Consider the following 18653-nt stretch of genomic DNA (forward strand, 5'->3'; position numbering starts at 1 on the left):
TTGTATCCGGTGATCAGCTCTGCGACTTCCTCGGCGTCGAGTTGCCGTACCCGCCGGGGTTTGGGGTGCTCCACGGGTGGCGGGGCCGGACTTGTCGGGTCGGGTAGCTTCTGGATCAGAAACTCCAGGGCTTCTGCCGGCGTTTCAGGGCTTCTCCCTGCGGTTTCAGGGTTGTAGTAAGGTCCCCCAAGGTCCACGGCAAATGCCAACGCTGTGCCTGCCCGCCGCTGCTGCGTGCAGTCCTGGCCGGACCCGACGGAGTCATCCGCCCCGACCTCGAGCCGGTGGTACGGATACTGCTGGCCAACAGCACTCCTCGCAGTGTCCTGTCGTGGATCAACAGTCCTGGTGGCCGCGCCGTCATGACGAGCTTGGCCGCAGCCCACGGGCCGGTGACTCACGCCGTCCTCGACACTCTGAGTCCCGAGCGTCAAATCTTCCGTCTGCGACAAGTCCTCGTCACCGCTGGACACCTGCCGGCCCGCGACGAATACCTCATCAGGCTCGAACGATGGCTCGAGCCCACGCTGGAAGCCATAGCCGACACAGCCGACCGTGGCCTCGTGCGCCGATACATCACCTGGGTTCACCTGCGACGCTTGCGCCGATCCAGCCCCATCACCAATCGGCAGCAGACCGTGGTCAGGGTCGAGGTCAGCAACATCGTCAGCCTGTCGAACTCGTTGCAGGACAACGGCCGAACCCTCGCAACATGCCGCCAAACAGACGTCGACGCATGGCTCGACGACGGACCCACCACCAGATTCACAATCCGACAGTTCCTCAGCTGGGCGGCCCGACACGGCGCGGGCAGGCGCCTCGTCGTCCCGGCGCGGACCTGCCCGGAGCACCGCACCGTCTTCACCGACGCTGACCAGCGCTGGACCTTGGCCCGACGCCTCCTGCACGACGACAGCATCGACGACCGCGACCGCGTAGCCGGCCTGCTCCTGCTGCTCTACGCCCAACACCTGTCGAAAACCGTGACACTGACGACCAGCGACGTCATCTCCGACGAACACGGCGTCCACCTCAAACTCGGATCGAAGCCGGTCCAACTGCCCGCACCCATGAGTGAGCTGGTCCTCCGCTTGGTCAACAACCGCCGCGGCCACGGAGCCTTCGGTCACACCGACGACCACCCGTGGCTGTTCCCCGGCGGCATCCCAGGTCGCCATCTGACAGCGATGCATCAGATGCAGCGGCTTCAGCCACTCGGCATCCCGGCTCGCATCGGCCGCAACTCCGCACTGATGGAGTTGGCGGCAGAACTGCCTGCCGCCGTGATCAGTAGCCTTCTCGGCCTGTCGATCCCTACGGCCGAAAACTGGACCACCGCAGCGGGAAATACTCACCACGGCTACGCCGCCGAACTTGTCCGCAGGCAGACCTGACCGGAAGCAACCCGCCGGAGCTGCGTCACCATCCCTGCCCATCAGCTGCTCATTCCGCACGGTCGAATATCGGTGGTTACCGGTAATCGAGCGGCGGCGGGTTGGAGGATGCTGTCGAGTTTGCGGATGAACCGCGGGAGGTGGGGATCGGTGCCCGGCAGTCGGTGTGGGTCGAGGTCCCACCAGCGGCCCCCGTCGAACTCGGCGGGATCGAGGTCGTAGTCCCGGGATCGGTCGCCCCGGGCGACATGCCAGATCGAAACGTCGACATGCCCGGCGGTTGGTCCAACGGTAGGGGTAACGGTCAGAAACAGGGGCTGGTCGCCCACGACATCGAACCTCGGGTTGAACCCGAGTTCCTCGCGCGCTTCCCGACGCGCGGCAATGCGCGGGTGTTCGCCGGGCGCGAGGTGTCCACCCATGGGCAGATCGAGACCGGATTTGCGGTGCCGGCCGAGGTAGATGCCGCGCTCTCCGGGGTCGACCAACACCACGTATGCGACCAAATGCTGCGGCGGCGTCGCAGGTGCAATCCGACGGAAGACGTCGTCGGTTCGGGCAAGCCAGGACAGTGTCTGCTGGATATGTTGCTGTTCGATCTCATCGATTGGCGTGATGGCGGCAACGATATCGGCGATAGCTGCGGTGGCGGACTCCATGGCGCGCGAGCATAGCGACGCCTTCCGGCACCTGGGAAGTGCCTGCTCTTCGATGCGCTTTCCCCTATATGCGGGGTGCGCGTCGTTCTCTCCGCCTGGGTTCCCTTCGGGGGCGTTCGAACGCTGCTGTCGCGCTGATGTCGACGAGGCCGACGGTGTTCGGGAGGACGATTCGTGTGGTGCCGTACCAGCGCACCCAGAGAGCGATGTTGCCGGTGTCGGCCTCGGCGAGCAGTTTCTCCACCGACCATCGCTTGTTCGAGCGGTCGATCTCGATGGCGATGCACGGCAGATGGTCGTCGCGCCAGCAGAAGACGTCCAGGTGGCCGTGGTACATCCGCCGTCCCGTGCGCCTGGCGATCAATGCCTCGCGCTCGAGGTCGACCGTCCAGCCGTTGGCGTGCGCCCACCGAACCGTTTGTTCGGTGATCAACGCTGTCGCTTCCCGCGCTGAGAGGCCCGTGACCCGGACGTCGGCGAGCCAGCTTGTCAATGACGAGGCCAGCTGGGCGGTTTCTGAATCTTTCCCCACTGGCTTGATCCTAGAACGCGGCGCCGGGCCCCGTCTGCCCACGGCCACAGCCGCACGGGGCTGCCTCCGGGGACAGGGGCGAACCGGGTTCCGCTGAACCCGGTCGCCCCGCCCTGTGGATATTGTCGGAGTTCATGCCGCCCATTTGCGGTCGACCCAGGCAGCCGTGGACATCAAGTTGCGGCTTGGGTGAGTTTGCTTGAGCTGCAACGATTCTGGCGCGTCGCGGCGTTGGAGAACTATTACGTCCTCGTGGGCGATCAGGTGCACTGGGAGTCCTCCGCGGCGATTTTTGACGATGAAGTCGCGTTGGAAGAAGCTGCTGCGGGCGATGATGTCGTCCTCCGCGAGGCGGCCCAGCAGCGCGACGCATCGTTCGACGGGCGTGAGTCCGGCGAGGGTGCCGCAGGTGGTGATGTGGGTGGGTAGGTCGATGAGTTCGGCGTGCTGCCGCCAGGGGCGGGCGGTGATGACGACGTGTCCGCCGGGTCTGAGGTAGTCGGCGACACCGGTGAGGATTTTGGTGAATCCGGTCAGGAGCCGACCGATGCCGACGTTGGCCAGATTGCCGCGGTCGAGGACCGCCCCGTATCGGTGGTCGTATTTGCGGACGCCTTCGCCGGGCTTGACCCGGACGTGGCCGTGGGTGGAGTCGCCGTACGGGGGTGAGGTGATGACGAGGTCGATCTGTCCGCGCAGGTCGTCGGGGAGCAGCGTCGGAACTTTTCGGGCGTCGCCTTGGTAGACGGCGGCGTCGAGGTTGATGCCGGCGGCGTGGGCAAGGTCGGTGTTGGTGCGGGCGAGGTCGGCCCACCGGGTTTCGTATTCGATGCCGACAGCGCGGCGGCCTCGGTGCAGGGCTTCGACGAGAGTGGTGCCGATGCCGCACATCGGGTCCAGGACCAGGTCGCCAGGTTGGGTGTATGCCTCGATGGCATGGGCGGCGATGGCGGGAAGCATTTTCGCGGGGTGTTTGACGCTGTCGGGGTGGTAGCGGTTGGTGCGCTGGCTGGCCGGTGCGGATTGCGCGGTCGGCCAAACCGATACGGCTCCGGCGTTGTCGGTTTTGTGGGTGGTGGTCATCGAAGGGTGCCTCGATTCGGGAGTCGGGAGCTACGTACCGCACTCCACATGCGCGGCGCCGTGGGTGCCGGGGGCGGTACGAGCAGGGTCATCGCTGCGGGGTCAGGGCCGTAGCAGCACAGTGATATCCACATGCACAATGCGGTGTCTCTGGGCTGGCCTGGTGTGATTGATCGCGGGTGCGGAGACGGCGTCACCGGCGATCGGGACGGCGACGATGTGCTGGAGGAATAGCAGGTCGGCGGCCTGGGCGGCGGCTACTGTCGAGCCGGTCGGATCCAGCAGGACACCGTCGCGGGTGTGCGTGCAGCGGGTGAGTACGACGAGCACGCCGCCGGGGTTGAGGCGTGAGGCGGCGAGCGCCACGACCTCGCCAACCGACGAGGGTGGTGTTGTCTCAGGAGGCAGGAAGCTGGCCAGAATGAGGGCAACAGATTCCTCATCGTGCGGTTTCTGGGGGTGGCGAGCATCGGGGGAGCCGGCGGGGCGTTCGATCAGGCTGTGGCGTCCGAGGTCGTCGATCATGGTGAGCGCGGTGGCCGTGTCCGGCGCCAAGAAGGGCCGGGTGCCGGGGGCGGCTGAGGCCGGGGGCACCAGCAGCACCTGATCACCGGGGTGGGAGAACTCGGTAACACCGCGGGAGACGATCGGTGTCGGCCACTGGTCGGTGGCTTCGATCGGGTTGATTCCCGCGGCCCAGATGGTTGCAGGAACCTCGACCGCCGGAGCGCGGCGCGAGGCGGAGCCACCGGTGTGGCGTCGGCGGCGGGCTGGGGTGTGTTCGGTCATCGGCGCGGTCCTTGTCGGTTCCAGTGCATGGGAATGTGTGCACTGGTCAACTCCTCAAGAATTCGCCGTTTTTGGACATCGAACCGTCCCGAAAACAATGCAATTCAGGTGATCAATTCTCGATACAAGCAGATATTGAGCGCAGTTTCTGGCACTTTTTTCAGGGGGCTTCACCAGAGACCTTCTCGCGCGGTGTACTGCGCCACCGTGGCGCCACCAAACGTACATAGTCCCTGGTAGTGACGGTTTCCTGAGTGTTTCCCCGAGTGATTCGTACCGGATTTTCGCGGCCGAACTCCGATGACCGGTAAGCGCTCGGAGGTCATCTCGAGGTCGTTTGGAAGTTCTCTGGAGGCTTTTTGGTGGCGGCCGTTCTGTGTCCTTGCCGAGTCGGATTTTCTCAACGCCTCGAGCAAGGGGAATGGTCATGAATGCGAATTACGGTATTTCTGCGGGGAGGCCGGATCGTGCGGAAGCCTCGCCGTTGTCGGTGGTGTGGTCGGCGTTCGACCGGATAGCCGATCACCCGCTACCCGTCGTGGGGAGCCCGGTGCCGGGGCTCGGCGGGCCGGTGGATACGTGGGGCCAGTTGCGGCAGGTGCTGTCGGACCCGGCGCTGCCGATCGAGACCGTGGACGAGGTCTGGGTGTGGCTGATTCGCCGGTCCCGAACCCGCGGTTCGGATGCGGCCCTCACGTGCGCCGGGATGGCTGCGCCGATGTTGGCGGGGATGGCCAGTGTGTTCGGTCCCCGCCAGCGCGATGCCCGCACCGACGATGTCGAGGCCGATCTGTTGGCCGAGTTCCTTGCCGAGTTGCCGCGCATCGATGTCGAGCGCCCGTTTCTGTGGTTCCGGCTGCGGTGGGCACTGTTTCGTGGTGGTCGCGCCTGGGTGCGGCGAGAGGCCGCCTCCCCGGTACCCCACGAGGATGTCGGCACCGGAACAGAACCCGCCACCGGCATCGACGAACCAGTGCAGATGATGCGGACTCCGGCGGGGCACCCCGAACAGATCCTCGCCGAGGCGGTCGCGGAGAACGTGATCACCGCCGAGGTTGCCGAGTTGATCGCCGCCACTCGGCTGGAGGGGTGGTCGGTGACCTCCCTGGCAAGCGATGCTGCGGGGTCGCACTGGGCGTTGCGCAAGACCCGCCAACGGGGCGAACACGATCTCCTCGACTGGTTGGCCGCTCGCGCGGCAGCCACCGACCCAGCACGCACCAGCACCGTCGAGCACCGCGCTCTGCAGCTCCTGTCCTGCTCGGCCGATGACCAGGGCTCGGAAGTGGCCGTGCAGCGACAGCGACTCACCGAGCGGGACCTGGAGGTGCTGCGACTGCTCGACGCTGAGCGAGGTCTGAGTGCCGATCAGGTCGCCGATCTGTTGTTCCCCAGCGTCGATACCGCGCGGAAGAGACTGACGGCGCTGACCCGTCGTGGAGTGCTGACCCGGTGTCGCCGTACCCGCCCTGGTGTCGGCCGTCGTGGCGTGCCGCCGTGGCAGTACGCCCTCAGTCCGCTCGGGTCGGCGGTCCTCGCCCTCGGCCAGCACGACACCACAACGGCCGGCGAGAACATGCCGCGGCGGTCGAGTTCACCAGGTACTCCCGCAGCATCGGCGATCTCCCTCACCACCTCGCAGTCGACGTCCAGCGCTGGCCGATCTGGCGATTTTCCGGACACTCCCGGGTCCAAATGTGGCTCGCAAACGCGGAGTAGCCAGTGCGGGCGGACATCGGCTGCCCCCGCACAACCGGCAACCCAGGTGGAGGTGAATCGCCGATGCGCATGATCGGTTTCCCTGAAGTTCGTTCTGCGACCTCGTCGCGCCGGACGGTCCGGTCCGGCTCGATCCGGCGGGCTCTTGCCGCGACCACGGTATTCGCGACAGTGGCACTGGCAGTCGTCGTGGCCGCGGGTTCCGCTGCGGCCGAGCCGACTTCGGTGCTTGCTATCGCCGAGTCCTTCGACCAGGTACTCGACAACATCCGGAACTGGCTGGTCGGCATCCTCGCCGGGCTGGCGACGGTGTTTCTGACCATCGGCGGCGCCCGCTATGTGCTGGCCTCCGGTGACCCGGGCGAGGTCGAGAAGTCCAAGACCGCGCTACGCGCGGCGTGCCTGGGCTACGGCCTGGCGATGCTCGCGCCGGTGATCGTCGCCGTTCTCAAGTCGATCGTGGGTGCCTGACCATGACCGCCGCCTTCCCGATCGGCACTTCACCACCGCACACCCGAACAGCATGGGCGTCGCGAGTGGCGGCAGCCGTGGTCGCGATATTGGTGATCGGGGTCGGCATCGGCGCGAGGGCCGCCGCCGAACCGACTGCGCCACCGCCGCCACCGCCGCCGGTGGCGACGACACCCCAGCAACCGACACCGACCGCGCCGACACCGACGCCTCCGCCTACATCGCAAGCCCCGACCACGCCCGGGACTCCATCGCCTACTCCGCAAGGTTCCTGGCCGGCCGACCCCAACCAAGGACCGGTCGCGCCGTCGGATACGGGTGATTCCGACTGCGGAATTCGCAATATCTCCGGTTGCGTCGCGAATGCGATCGACGGCTTCTTCGACCGCCTGGTCGATTCAGCGCTCAACCCGCTGCTGGAGCTGCTGTCGCACACGCTGTTGACCACCCCCGAGCCCGGAGACCTGCCGCGGGTCGGTGAGTTGTGGAACTCGTCGTGGCATCTGATGCTGGCGATGTACGGGCTGCTGGTGATGGCTGCCGGCATCCTGCTGATGGTCCGCGAAACATTACAGACCCGCTGGTCACTGCAAGAACTGCTGCCGCGGATTGTGGTTGGGTTCATCGCCGGGGCGATGAGCATGCTCCTGGCGACCCAGGCGATCGTGTTCGCCAACGCGCTGGCCGAAGCATTCGCTGGTAGCGGAGTGGACTCCGACTCCGCCACCACCGCGCTGAAGGAGCTCACCGGGTCGGTCACCGGGAACGGCATCTTCCTGGTTCTGCTGCGAACAGCGCTTGTCGTGATGCTGGTGGTGCTGCTCATCACCTACGTCGTGCGCGTCGCGATCACGATCATCCTGATCGTCGCCGCACCACTGGCATTGATGTGTCATGCACTGCCAGGGCTGGACTCGATCGCACGCTGGTGGTGGCGCTCATTCGCCGCGTGCCTGGCAATTCAGGTGGTCCAGTCGCTGGTGTTGGTCACCACCCTGCGGGTCTTCCTCACCCCCGGTGGATGGGGATTCTTCGGGCCCAACATGGACGGCGTCGTGAGCCTGATCATCGGGCTCGCCCTGATGGGCGTGCTCATCAAGATCCCGTTCTGGCTGATGTCGACCATGCGAATCGGCCACGGCCGCAGCATGGTCGGATCCCTGGTACGCGGCTACGTCGCCTACAAGACCTTCGGCCTGCTCAAGAGCGGCGAGGAGGCTGCCGCCACGGCCATCCGACGCCCCACCCCACAGGGCAACGCATCTACCGGTACCAGGGTGGGCAACGGCCGCCGAGGTGCCGCCGCTGCCGCAGGCAGCGCCGACCCATACGCGCGGACACGGTCGACGCGGGACGGCCAAATGATGTTGCCCCTTGAAGGAGTCCACCGGGTCCGGCGAACGCAGGGTCCTGCAACACCACCGTCGCAGTCGGCCACCACCACATCGGCTCCGGCCTCACCCGGCACCGCCCCTGCGCCGACGACCCGCCCGAGATCGCGAGGCCGCCAGCTCGCGTTCGATTTCACCCCGCCGGACCCCTACAGCGGGATTCGCGCCAATCACCGCGGCCAGTACCCGCTGCCGATCCCTGTTAGCCGGGTCCGACGGACACCTGCACCTGCGGGGCCTCCCGCAGCGCCCGCACCGGCGTCGCCTTCGTCGGTGCCGCGTCCTCGGCAGGGCACGCAGTTGGCGTTCGAGTTCGATCCGCCCGACCCGTATGAGGGCAACCGGCCGCTGCGCAGCGGCCAGTACCGGCTGCCGTTCCCGGTAACCCGGGTCCGCCCCGCCGAGCGGGTGAGCACACCGCCACCGGTTCCGCCGCCACGTCCCTCGACACCGACAGGTCGTCAGCTGCATCTGCCGCTGCCCGATCTGCCCGTCCGCCGCCGCGCACGCCGCACTCCCCGAGAAGGAAACCCCAGATGAGCACACCCGTTCGTATTCCTGCCGATGTTGACCGCAAAGACCGGTTGATCGGCCCGTTCACCGCCCGCCAGCTCGCTGTCCTCGCGGTCACCACGCTGCTGCTGTATTTCGCGTGGACCGCAACCCGTGACGTGATCGCCCCCGCAGCGTTTCTGGCCGGGGCTGTCCCGATCGGCACTGCGGTCGCGGTGCTGATCTTGACCACCCGTGACGGCCTGTCGGGTGACCGGTTGCTGTTGGCCGCCGTTCGGCAGCGTCTGCGGCCTTCTCACTTGGTGTCTGCACCTGAAGGGATCGTTGCTGCGCCACGGTGGCTCACCCGCGCTGCGGGGCGAGGAAAGAAGCCGCCGGTGCCGCAACCGTTGTCGGCCACAGCATTAAATCTTCCCGAGTCGGTCACCGGCGCCGGTGGGGTCGGGGTGGTCGACCTGGGCCCGGACGGGCTGGCTGTGGTCGCAGCGGCCGGGACGGTCAACCTCGCCCTGCGCACTCCCGAGGAGCAGGATGCCCTGGTCTCCCAGCTCGGGGGTTGGCTGCACACGTTGCGCCAGCCGGTGCAGATCCTGTTGCGGTCGACGCGCCTGGATCTGACCGGCCAGCTACAGAGTCTGTGGGATTCGGTCGGTGAGATGTCACCGGAGTTGGCCGCTGCCGCGCACGGTCACGCCGACCACTTGGCCGGGCTCGCGGCCGGGGAGGACTTGATGCACCGGCAAGTACTGCTGGTCTGGCGTGAACCTCTCGACCTCCCGGCGTCGAACGACCACCTGGGTGGACCGACGCCGGCGGCGATGCTGGGCTGGCTGGTCGCGGGGCGTCGGCGTGCTCGCCGGGAATTGTCGGCTGCCGCACGGCGTGCCGCGGAGGCCCGGCTGCTGCGGCGGGTGCATGAGGCCGCCGACCTCCTCGCCCCGATGGGTGTCGCCGTGACACCGCTCGATGACGCGCAGGCCACCGCTGTGGTGACCGGTGCCTGCAATCCCGGCAGTCTCGTCCCCTCCTCCGCGGACATCGCCGGTCCCCACACCGTGATCACAACCGACGGCGCGGACACCGCGACCTTCGGCGACATCGAACCTGCCGAGGACATGAACGAGCCGACACAGCGGCGAGGATTCCTGCGTCGTCGCGGTCGTCAGATCGCGGGTACCGCACATGGATTCGGGCCGGATGCGTTGGCAATCGGCGCGCGGCACCTCGAGGTCGGGACGGGATGGGTGGCAACCCTCGCCGTCACCGGGTATCCGCGTGAGGTCACCGCCGGCTGGCTGGCGCCGCTGCTGTCACACCCCGGCCGCCTCGACGTCGCCCTGCACATCGATCCGGTCGACCCGGTCACCGCTGCCTCCCGATTGCGGCGCCAGCTCGCCCGGCTGGAATCGACCCGGTTCCACGATGCCAGCTACGGCCGCCGCACCGACCCCCTGGTCGAGGTCGCGGCCGAGGATGCCGCGGATCTGTCCTCGCGGGTGGCACGCGCCGAAGCCCGCCTGTTCCGCATCGGGCTGTATCTGACCGTGCACGCCCGCTCCGAAACCGAGCTGGCCGACGAGGTCGCCGCTGTGCGCGCTCTGGCAGCCAGCCTGCTCGTCGACACCTGCCATCTGTCCTACCGCACCACCCAAGGCTGGATCTCCACACTTCCGTTGGGACTGGACCTGGTGAAGGTGCACCGCACCTTCGACACCAACGCCCTCGCGGCGGCGTTCCCCTTCTCCAGTCCACAACTGCCCGTCGGCGATCCCGCCCGCGCGGCATCGCCAGAAGGAGTGCTCTACGGGCGCGACGCCGCATCCGGGTTGGTCTTCGTCGACCGGTTCGGCCCCGAGGCCCACAACCACAACGCCGTCGTACTCGGCCGTTCCGGTGCCGGCAAGAGCTACCTGGTCAAGACCGACATCCTGCGGTCGCTGTATCGCGGGATCGAACAAGTGATCATCGACCCCGAAAACGAATACCGCGCGTTGACCGAGGCAGTCGGCGGCACCTACATCCACCTCGGCACTCCCGGAATCCGGCTCAACCCCTTCGATTTGGAAGTCCACACCCGCCCCGACGGCCGCCGCACCGCACCCTCGGATGCGTTGAACCGGCGGAAACTGTTCTGTCACACCGTGATCCGTGTTCTTCTCGGGGATCAGACGGCTGCGCAGCGCGCCACGCTGGACACTGCCGTGACCGCCACCTACGCGAGCGTGGGGATCACCGAGGATCCCACCACGTGGACCAGGCCCGCCCCGACCCTGGGTGTCCTGTGCGAGCAGTTGGCCGCGCTCGGTTCGGTCGTCGCTGATGACCTTGCCGCGTCATTGGCTCCGTTCGTCGGCGAAGGTGCGTTCGCCGGACTGCTGGACGGGCCGACCACCGTCAGCCCGGACGCAGCGATGGTGGCCTATTCATTGCGGGAGCTGCCGGATGAGTTGAAGACGATCGGGACGCTGCTCGTTTTGGATGCCACCTGGCGGCGAGTATCGAATCCGGCGAATCGTCGGCCACGGATGGTGACCGTGGACGAGGCGTGGTTGATCATGCGCCAGACCGCCGGTGCCGAGTTCTTGTTCCGGGCCGCGAAGTCGTTCCGCAAGTACTGGGCCGGACTGACGGTCGCCACCCAGGACTGCGCCGACGTCCTGGGCACCGAACTCGGCAAGGCGATCGTGTCCAACGCGGCCACCCAGATCCTGCTGCACCAGGCGCCGCAGGCGATCGACGAGGTCGCGACCGCATTCAAACTCTCCGACGGCGAACGACAGTTCTTGTTGTCGGCGGCCCGCGGGCAAGGGCTGATCGCTCTCGACGGCACCGACAGGGCTGTATTCGCCTCGATGGCCTCTGTCGAGGAGCACGTTCTCGTCACCACCGACCCCAGCGAACTCGCCGACACCACCGATGCCGAGGAGTCCGGTCTCGATCTCACCGAACCCACCCCGTTCACCCCGAACGTCACCGACGACGAGGACATCAACGCCGCATCGGCGGACGACGAGGACGGCGACGGAGACCTCTACGTCGATGTGCAGGCGGCATAGGCCATGTCCCTCTTGCTGTTTGCCGCAGACCACGGCGTGGTGGGCAGGCTGCTGCTCGACCCCGCAGCGGCGATGCGCGAACTCACTGACACCGCCCTACAGGTGGTGACCGGTCCCGCGGTGGTGATCACCGTGGGGCTGGTGGTGGGCGTGCTCGCCGCGGCGAAGGTTGCCGAGCGGCTACGCCGACGCCGGCTGGCCGTCGATGCCCGCCAGGTCACCGTCCTCACCCCGCCCGAGGTGGATCCGAAGGGAGCGGAGGCGTTGTGGGCGCATCTGACCGGACAGCTGCGCCCGTCCTGGCGGCGCATGCTGTTCGGGCAACCGCACCTGGGGTTCGAGTACAGCATCACCCCCGAGCACGGAGTGGCGATTCGACTCTGGGTGCCCGGCCGGATTCCGCCAGGATTGGTCGAGCGAGCGGTGGCCTCCGCGTGGCCGGGTGCGCACACCCGCACCGACCACGCCGTCTCCCCGCCGCTCACGCTTCCTGGGCTTAAGGATCGTCGACTGCTGTCGGGAGGTGCGCTGCGGCTCGGGCGCCGAGAGGCGCTGCCGATCCGCACCGACTACGGCGGCGCGGATTTGGTTCGTGATCTCATCTCCGCCGCCGATGATCTGGGCCCGGGGCAGGCCGCCTGCGTACAGGTTCTCGCACGGCCGGTCACCGGCCGCCGGGTGCGCCGCGGCACCCGAACCGGGACCGGTTCGGCATGGCCTATCCCGCTGCTGCGGGAGGTGCTCGATCTGCTCACCCCCGGCCCAGTCCGCCGCGCCGGCCGCACCCGTGCCGCGGTAGCGGTCCAGTCGAGTGATCGGCAGGCCGCGATGCGCGAGACCACTGAGCAGCGGGCCGCCGCCGGCAAAGCCCGTGGCGCGCACTGGGAGACCGTCATCCGTTATGCGGTGACAGTGCCCGATACCGGTGACCGGAGCGCGGCGCGAGACGTTGCACGGGGCCGGGCAGACGCCCTCGCAGTCGTGTTCGGGTCCTGCACCGACCACAACTACTACCGGCACCGCCGCCAGCGGCGACTCAGCTCGGCGCTCTCCCAGCGACGGTTGGGCCGTGGCGATCTGTTGTCGGTGCCGGAGCTGGCTGCCATCGCCCATCTTCCGCACGATCCCGCTATTCCTGGTGTGCAGCGGGCCGGAGCTCGCGCCATCGCACCAACCCCGGAGATTCCGGTGGCGGGACCGTATTCGAAGCCGCTGGGTGTAGCTGACAGTCCCGGTGGACGGTCGGTGGCCGTGCGCGTCGCCGACGCCCGACACCACCTGCACGTCCTGGGACCCACCGGCGTCGGCAAGTCCACCCTGCTGGGACGGTTGATTCTCGACGAGGCCGATCAGGACCGCGGCGTGGTCGTCGTCGATCCCAAAGGCGACCTCATCACCGACATCCTCGCCCGGTTGCCCCGCCGCTGCGCCGATCGGGTCGTGTTGTTCGACGCCGACTCCCGTAGCCGCCCACCCTGTTTGAATCCGCTCGACACCCCAGCAGATCGGGCGGGCACCGACCGCGCCGTGGACAATCTGGCCACGATCTTCCACCGCACCTTCGCTCAATGGTGGGGCCCGCGCACCGACGACGTCCTGCGGGCGAGCCTGCTCACGCTGTGCCGCCAGCCCGGCGTCGCCACCCTCACCGATCTACCACGGTTGTTGACCGAGGCCGCGTTCCGCACCCGGGTCACCCGCGCCACCACCGACCCCATCCTGCGGGGATTCTGGTCCTCGTATGAGGAATTGACCGACTCCGCCCGCAACCAGGTCATCGGCCCTTTGTTGAACAAGTTGCGGCACTTCCTGTTCCGGCAATTCGTGCGCGATGCCCTCGCCGCCGGGCGCTCCACCGTCGATCTCGGTGATGTGCTCGACCACGGCGGCATCTGCCTGGCCCGGATACCGAAAGGCTCACTCGGCGAGGACACCAGCCGCCTGATGGGGTCGCTGCTCGTCGCGCGTACCTGGCAGGCCACCACCGCCCGCGTCGGCACCCACCCCGACCAGCGCCCCGATGCCACCCTGGCCCTCGACGAAGCCCACAACTTCCTCAACCTCGCCACCCCACTCGAGGACATGCTCGCCGAAGCTCGTGGCCTGCGCCTGTCGCTCGTTCTCGCGCACCAGAACCTCGGCCAGCTGCCGACCGACATGCGTGCCGCGGTGTCGGCCAATGCACGCAACAAGGTCATCTTCACCGCGTCCCCGGACGATGCCCGCGACCTGGCTCGCCACACGGCTCCCTGGTTGTCCGAGCACGACCTGACCCACCTCGACGCCTTCCACGCCGCCGCCCGAGTCTTGGTCCGCGGCCAGCAGGCGCCACCGTTCACCCTCACCACCCAACCCCTGCCACCGGCCGTGCCGGGGCGCGCCCGCGAAATCCGCGCCGCTGCCCGTGCTCGCCTCGCCGCACCACCGCCAACCACGGAGCCAGCAGAACCCGACGACGAACCGGGACCGGATCTCACCAAACCTGCTGCTCCACCGGCCGGTGGCGGCGATCCCCGCCTGTCCTGACCCCGGTGAATCCACACGGATTCACCGGCCTAGCAAGCTACTTCGACTCTCGGAGGTTGCTCTGATGATCAATCACCCGGATAGGCAGAGGGATCTGCGAGCACCCCGGGCACCGTCGGCGATCGGCCACGCCGGTCTGGCCGTGCGGCTCACCGGCAGGGATCGGTGGATTCTGCGGATGCTGCTCGAGCATCGAGTCCTGACCACCACGCAACTCGCCGAGTTGGCCTTCCCCACCATCATCAAAGCCCGCCGCCGCCTGAACCTGTTGCACCGATATCGGGTCGTCGACCGGTTCCGGCCGCTGCGCGCGCGAGGCACCGCCCCCGGGCACTGGGTCCTGGCCCCCGCCGGCGCCGCAGTGGTCGCCGCCGAAGCCGGTATCGAGGTCCGTGACTTGCGCTACCGCCACGAGCGCGCCCTCGCTATCGCCCACAGCCTGCACCTCGCACACACCGTCGGCATCAACGAATGGTTCACCGCCCTCGTCACGACTCCCGGACACGGGCGGGTGCTGGCGTGGTGGTCGGAAGGGCGCAGCCGAGGGCTCTGGGGTGATCTCGTCCGCCCCGACGCCTACGGCCGCTACACCCACCCCGGGGCGACCCTGGACTTCTTCCTCGAATACGACCTCGGCACCATCACCCTGTCGTCGGTGACCGGCAAACTCGCCGGCTACGCCGAACTCGCCCGCTCCACCGGCATCGTCACCCCCGTTCTGCTGTGGGTGCCGACCACCGGCCGCGAAACCACCGCCCGCCGCGCTCTCCTCGAGACGTGGCATACGCTGCCCGACCCCGGCGCGGTGCCGGTCGCTACCGCCGCTGCCGATCTTCTCGATCCCACCGCAGGACATCCGAGCCCCGCCGACCGTGTCTGGCTGGCGCTCGATGATCACGGCGGCGAACGACTGGCGCCGCACCAGCTCCCTGCCTCGTGGCCGCATCTCACGCCGCCCCCGGCGAGCATCCCGCAGTACTCCGCGCCGACCACGACCAGTGGGCCGGCAGTCCTCGACCCGCCGTCACCGACGCCACCCCGCGAGACCGGAGGTTCGTGATGTTCGCCAAAGCACTCGCTGTCGGCTCGGCCGCGATCGTGTTCTGCACGGTCGTGATCGCCGCGGTCGTCGCCACCGTCGCCGTCTACGACCACGCCCCCACCACGGCTCCGGCACCAGGCGCGAGCACCGCGCCGAGTACCGAGGCCCTGACCGATATCCCGCCGGAGATGCTGGTGCTGTATCAGCAAGGCGCCCGATCGTGTCCGGGCTTGGATTGGTCGGTACTCGCCGCAATCGGCAAGATCGAAACCGACCACGGCCGCTCCACTTTGCCCGGCGTCGCCGCCGGGGAGAATTTCGCCGGAGCCGGTGGCCCGATGCAGTTCCTCGCCCCCACCTTCGACTCCGTCGTCGCGCGGCATCCGCTGCCAGCTGGCGGGGCGACGCCTCCGTCGCGATACAACCCGCACGACGCCGTCCACGCAGCCGCGCATTACCTGTGCGATTCCGGTGCCCCGGGTGACCTCTACGCGGCGATCTTCGCCTACAACCACGCCGACTGGTACGTCCGCGACGTTCTCGCCCAGGCCGACCGCTACTCCACACACGCCACCGCACCACCGTCCGGTAGTGGTGACTGCGCCGACTTGCGGGCCGCAAGTCCCACTGCCGCGATGGTGATCTCGTTCGCCTGCCAGCAACTCGGGCAACCGTATGTGTGGGGCGGCAACGGCCCCGAGGTGTCCGGAGGCTGGGACTGCTCCGGTCTCACCCAAGCCGCCTACGCACGCGCGGGCATCGCCATTCCTCGCACCACCTACGACCAAGTCCACACCGGGCCCGCCATCCCCGAGGACCAACTCCTGCCCGGTGATCTCCTCTTCTACGGCACAGACGCCGACGTCCACCACGTCAGCATCTACCTGGGCGCCGGGAAGATGCTGCACGCACCGACATTCAACGAGCCCGTTCAAATCTCGGACTACCGGTGGAGCGGCGATGACTACTACAAGGCCACTCGACCCACCGACCTCGCGCCGCCGCCCGCTGCCGGTCCGGCACCGCAGCTCTAGACCGATCGCTCCTGGAGCGAGCCGTCACTTCTCGACAGGAGGCTTCTCAATGACTCTACCGGCCACCGTCACCGCGCTGGCGGACTTCGCCCACATCCCGCCCGGCGGCACTGAACTCGTGCACCACATCGACGAAGTCGAGATCCCCATCGCCGACCCCCGCCGATGCCAGCACCAAGACACGATCTGCGCCGAATGCGCCCCTCTGTGGAAATCCCAGCACCTATTCGCCGAACCCCTCCCCTGGGATCACGAACATCCCGACAACACCGCACCCTGAAACCGTCGTGCCCGCTGCTCCCGGAAGCGCATCCACGCAGGCCCGCTGGGCGCGGAGGCAGCCTGACATGCGCCCGGCAGACCCAACCGCGATGGAAGGGCACCGAATATCGCGGCGTAGACGGGGAATACCCCATCGTTTGCTTGTGCTGGATGCGATGTGTGGGGGCGACAGGCGTGACCCGCGCGGGTCTCGCGAAGGAAACGAGCCGCGCGGGTCACGCGCTGCGGGCTATTCGGTTCTGCTACCGCCAACGGCGTTGGCGGCAGCAGACGGGTTGGTGAAGATTCGGCCATCGGGCAGCATCAAGCCGCCACAGCCAGTGATCACCGCCGTGACCTCGCTGTCAGGACTGGCCAATCGGTCGCCCGCACGCAAACGTCCCGCGTCGAGCAATTCGCGGACGGTTACCCGGCGGACACGCTCGAACGGGAACGGCTCGTCGAATTCATAGTCCAGCTGCCACGACGACGCGCACTCGGTACAGATTCTGCCCTCGCTGTGGTCACAATCATCAGTAGAAGTCACCTGAAAAGTGACTTCCCGGATGCGGTGGACGCATTCAGTGGTGCCGATTACGGTATAAGACTCGTCCAGACGCGCAGTGAGAACGGTGTTTTCCATTAGAGGTCTCCAAACTTTCCGAAAGATGGGTGTCGCGGGCGATTCCACGGGGATATCTCCGTCGGCCTCGCGTACGTGGTTCTGCGACAGGGGCCCAAGCCTGGCCGGCGGCTGGTGAGAGTCGCCAGGAGTGTTCCGAGTCCGACTCGGGAAGGGGCTGCGGCTCAGTTGCTTTCGCGATGGTCGTGGTCAGTGGGCATGACGTTTCTCCGGGGTTTGGTCGAGGGATTCGAGATTGGTAACCCGGCCGGGGGCGGTCGCCCATTCGTCGGCAGGTATGCCGAAACACGGGGTTCCACGACCATGGACGCTCGATAGTCCGGTGTTTGTCAAGACCATCCCGGGTGGAAATCAATCCCCATGCCCGGCGATCACTGGAATTTCGGTGGTGTCCCGCCGAATGGACCGCTTTGTTCCTGATTCCGCTTGACAATTCACCCTGTATCGAGCGTCCATGGAGACCGGCGCCCACGAATCCGAATTCCCGGGGTGCCGTCCCGGCCGGGACATGACGAAACACACCACCAGCCACCATTTCCCAGGAGAATGTCATGTCCACCACGACAGAATCTGCCCGCACTGCCGTCGAAGACGCCCTGTGGGCGGTCATCAGCACTGACCCCAAACCTGCCACCGAACTGGCGAACGACGCCGGAATCAGTCAGTCGAAGACCCGCAAGCTCCTCAACATGTGGGCCGCCGACGGCAGCATCTCCCGCCACACCGACGACACCAACCCCCATTCCGCCGCCCGCTGGAGCATCGCGCCGACCGAACCCGGCAACAACGCCGACACCTCCGACGACGACGAAACCCCTGACGCTACTGAAGCCGAGTCCTCCGCACCGGAGACCGACACCTCGCATCTCGATGACCCCACTCTGCCGCCGAATGACACCGAAACCGGTGACGGCGAAGCAGCTTTGGACACACCGGCAACCGACAGCGACGATGGTTCGGGATCAGCCGGACAGCCCATCGAGGGATCGCCGCATCCGGACAAGCTCGCGCCGGGTGCGTTGCGGGGACTGGTCGAGGACCACCTGCGTGATCACCCGGGCCAGGAGTTCACCCCGCACCAGATCGGCAAGGCGCTCGGTGGCCGGTCCTCCGGCGCCGTCCACAACGCCCTCGTACGGCTCACCGACACCGGGGTGGCAGAGATGACGACTGCGCGCCCCAAGAAGTTCGCACTCGCGCCGTCCTCCCAGTCCTGAACCACCCGACACCCGGCGGGAGTAGAGCAGCCACCTTGTCAAGGGCAGCTGCTCTACTCCCGCTCTCGGCCTCTTCTTGGACGTTCGCGCGTCGCTGCGCGAGGCCGTCGCGATTGCTTCGCTGGTCCCATTGCCCCCCGTTCCAGGGCCGCCCCAAACGACAACCGTCGGCGCGGCTTCGCACGTCGGTACGGCCGACTCTGACCATCCCGATTCACCGGCCAACGCATCCGAATACCCCTCTGAGTCGGGCCACACCCATCGGTAGACCGCCGAGGGACATTCTGTTCGCTCGTCCCGTTCCTCTCGATGGCTTTGCTGAC

Annotated in this window: 15 protein-coding genes; 10 read left to right on the forward strand and 5 right to left on the reverse strand. The window is 67.4% G+C overall.

The annotated features are described in order from the left end of the window. Positions 1-362 precede the first annotated feature (362 nt). Positions 363-1394 carry a hypothetical protein gene (locus OHB21_RS13795; RefSeq protein WP_195142612.1) on the forward strand — a complete coding sequence of 344 codons (1032 nt, stop codon included), beginning with the start codon at positions 363-365 and terminating at the stop codon, positions 1392-1394. A 41-nt stretch (positions 1395-1435) separates the two neighbouring features. On the opposite strand, the gene OHB21_RS13800 is transcribed toward OHB21_RS13795, so the two are convergent. The 4 genes from OHB21_RS13800 to OHB21_RS13815 all read right to left on the reverse strand — a co-directional run bounded on the left by OHB21_RS13800 (position 1436) and on the right by OHB21_RS13815 (position 4457). Next, entirely contained in the window at positions 1436-2053 is a 618-nt protein-coding gene (locus OHB21_RS13800) for an NUDIX domain-containing protein (RefSeq protein WP_195142611.1), read from the reverse strand. Between the two features lie 64 nt (positions 2054-2117). After that, positions 2118-2585 carry a hypothetical protein gene (locus tag OHB21_RS13805; protein ID WP_195142610.1) on the reverse strand — a complete coding sequence of 156 codons (468 nt, stop codon included), beginning with the start codon at positions 2583-2585 and terminating at the stop codon, positions 2118-2120. 132 nt (positions 2586-2717) lie between these two features. After that, positions 2718-3668 carry a TRM11 family SAM-dependent methyltransferase gene (locus OHB21_RS13810; RefSeq protein ID WP_195142609.1) on the reverse strand — a complete coding sequence of 317 codons (951 nt, stop codon included), beginning with the start codon at positions 3666-3668 and terminating at the stop codon, positions 2718-2720. 102 nt (positions 3669-3770) lie between these two features. Further along, positions 3771-4457, reverse strand: a complete 687-nt coding sequence (locus OHB21_RS13815) for a hypothetical protein (RefSeq protein WP_195142608.1) — start codon at positions 4455-4457, stop codon at positions 3771-3773. 550 nt (positions 4458-5007) lie between these two features. Between OHB21_RS13815 and OHB21_RS13820 the strand changes: the two genes are divergently transcribed. The 8 genes from OHB21_RS13820 to OHB21_RS13855 all read left to right on the forward strand — a co-directional run bounded on the left by OHB21_RS13820 (position 5008) and on the right by OHB21_RS13855 (position 16489). Next, positions 5008-6249 carry a replication-relaxation family protein gene (locus tag OHB21_RS13820; protein ID WP_195142607.1) on the forward strand — a complete coding sequence of 414 codons (1242 nt, stop codon included), beginning with the start codon at positions 5008-5010 and terminating at the stop codon, positions 6247-6249. Continuing rightward, positions 6240-6647, forward strand: coding sequence for a pilin (locus OHB21_RS13825; RefSeq protein WP_228815720.1), 408 nt, complete (start codon positions 6240-6242; stop codon positions 6645-6647). The genes OHB21_RS13820 and OHB21_RS13825 overlap by 10 nt, the downstream gene beginning before the upstream one ends. A gap of 92 nt (positions 6648-6739) precedes the next feature. Beyond that, the gene (locus OHB21_RS13830) at positions 6740-8578 is read left to right on the forward strand and encodes a hypothetical protein (protein WP_328439041.1); all 1839 of its coding nucleotides are present in this window, start codon (positions 6740-6742) and stop codon (positions 8576-8578) included. Then, positions 8575-11607 carry a PrgI family protein gene (locus tag OHB21_RS13835; RefSeq protein WP_195142605.1) on the forward strand — a complete coding sequence of 1011 codons (3033 nt, stop codon included), beginning with the start codon at positions 8575-8577 and terminating at the stop codon, positions 11605-11607. Before OHB21_RS13830 ends, OHB21_RS13835 begins: the two co-directional genes overlap by 4 nt. Positions 11608-11610: 3 nt before the next feature. Then, positions 11611-14133 carry a type IV secretory system conjugative DNA transfer family protein gene (locus OHB21_RS13840; protein WP_195142604.1) on the forward strand — a complete coding sequence of 841 codons (2523 nt, stop codon included), beginning with the start codon at positions 11611-11613 and terminating at the stop codon, positions 14131-14133. Between the two features lie 64 nt (positions 14134-14197). Next, a complete protein-coding gene (locus OHB21_RS13845; RefSeq protein WP_195142603.1) occupies positions 14198-15193 on the forward strand; it encodes a replication-relaxation family protein in 996 nt (331 codons plus the stop codon). Continuing rightward, complete coding sequence (locus OHB21_RS13850) at positions 15193-16209, forward strand: C40 family peptidase (protein WP_195142602.1); 1017 nt, start codon at positions 15193-15195, stop codon at positions 16207-16209. The genes OHB21_RS13845 and OHB21_RS13850 overlap by 1 nt, the downstream gene beginning before the upstream one ends. Positions 16210-16258: 49 nt before the next feature. Further along, positions 16259-16489: a hypothetical protein gene (locus tag OHB21_RS13855; protein ID WP_195142601.1), complete on the forward strand. Its 231-nt coding sequence runs from the start codon at positions 16259-16261 to the stop codon at positions 16487-16489. Positions 16490-16720: 231 nt separating this feature from the next. Here the strand turns inward: OHB21_RS13855 and OHB21_RS13860 are convergent, their stop codons facing one another. Beyond that, positions 16721-17113, reverse strand: coding sequence for a hypothetical protein (locus tag OHB21_RS13860; protein ID WP_195142600.1), 393 nt, complete (start codon positions 17111-17113; stop codon positions 16721-16723). Between the two features lie 551 nt (positions 17114-17664). Between OHB21_RS13860 and OHB21_RS13865 the strand changes: the two genes are divergently transcribed. Next, a complete protein-coding gene (locus tag OHB21_RS13865; protein ID WP_195142599.1) occupies positions 17665-18330 on the forward strand; it encodes a hypothetical protein in 666 nt (221 codons plus the stop codon). Positions 18331-18653: the final 323 nt, after the last annotated feature.

The organism is Nocardia puris (assembly GCF_036051655.1).
Classification (GTDB): Bacteria; Actinomycetota; Actinomycetes; order Mycobacteriales; family Mycobacteriaceae; genus Nocardia; species Nocardia puris.

Excerpts from the sequence above, each read along its gene's own strand:
- OHB21_RS13795 (WP_195142612.1), top strand. The coding sequence starts at position 363 with ATGACGAGCTTGGCCGCAGCCCACGGGCCGGTGACTCACGCCGTCCTC.
- OHB21_RS13800 (WP_195142611.1), bottom strand. The coding sequence starts at position 2,053 with ATGGAGTCCGCCACCGCAGCTATCGCCGATATCGTTGCCGCCATCACG.
- OHB21_RS13810 (WP_195142609.1), bottom strand. The coding sequence starts at position 3,668 with ATGACCACCACCCACAAAACCGACAACGCCGGAGCCGTATCGGTTTGG.
- OHB21_RS13815 (WP_195142608.1), bottom strand. The coding sequence starts at position 4,457 with ATGACCGAACACACCCCAGCCCGCCGCCGACGCCACACCGGTGGCTCC.
- OHB21_RS13825 (WP_228815720.1), top strand. The coding sequence starts at position 6,240 with ATGCGCATGATCGGTTTCCCTGAAGTTCGTTCTGCGACCTCGTCGCGC.
- OHB21_RS13835 (WP_195142605.1), top strand. The coding sequence starts at position 8,575 with ATGAGCACACCCGTTCGTATTCCTGCCGATGTTGACCGCAAAGACCGG.
- OHB21_RS13840 (WP_195142604.1), top strand. The coding sequence starts at position 11,611 with ATGTCCCTCTTGCTGTTTGCCGCAGACCACGGCGTGGTGGGCAGGCTG.
- OHB21_RS13845 (WP_195142603.1), top strand. The coding sequence starts at position 14,198 with ATGATCAATCACCCGGATAGGCAGAGGGATCTGCGAGCACCCCGGGCA.
- OHB21_RS13850 (WP_195142602.1), top strand. The coding sequence starts at position 15,193 with ATGTTCGCCAAAGCACTCGCTGTCGGCTCGGCCGCGATCGTGTTCTGC.
- OHB21_RS13855 (WP_195142601.1), top strand. The coding sequence starts at position 16,259 with ATGACTCTACCGGCCACCGTCACCGCGCTGGCGGACTTCGCCCACATC.
- OHB21_RS13860 (WP_195142600.1), bottom strand. The coding sequence starts at position 17,113 with ATGGAAAACACCGTTCTCACTGCGCGTCTGGACGAGTCTTATACCGTA.
- OHB21_RS13865 (WP_195142599.1), top strand. The coding sequence starts at position 17,665 with ATGTCCACCACGACAGAATCTGCCCGCACTGCCGTCGAAGACGCCCTG.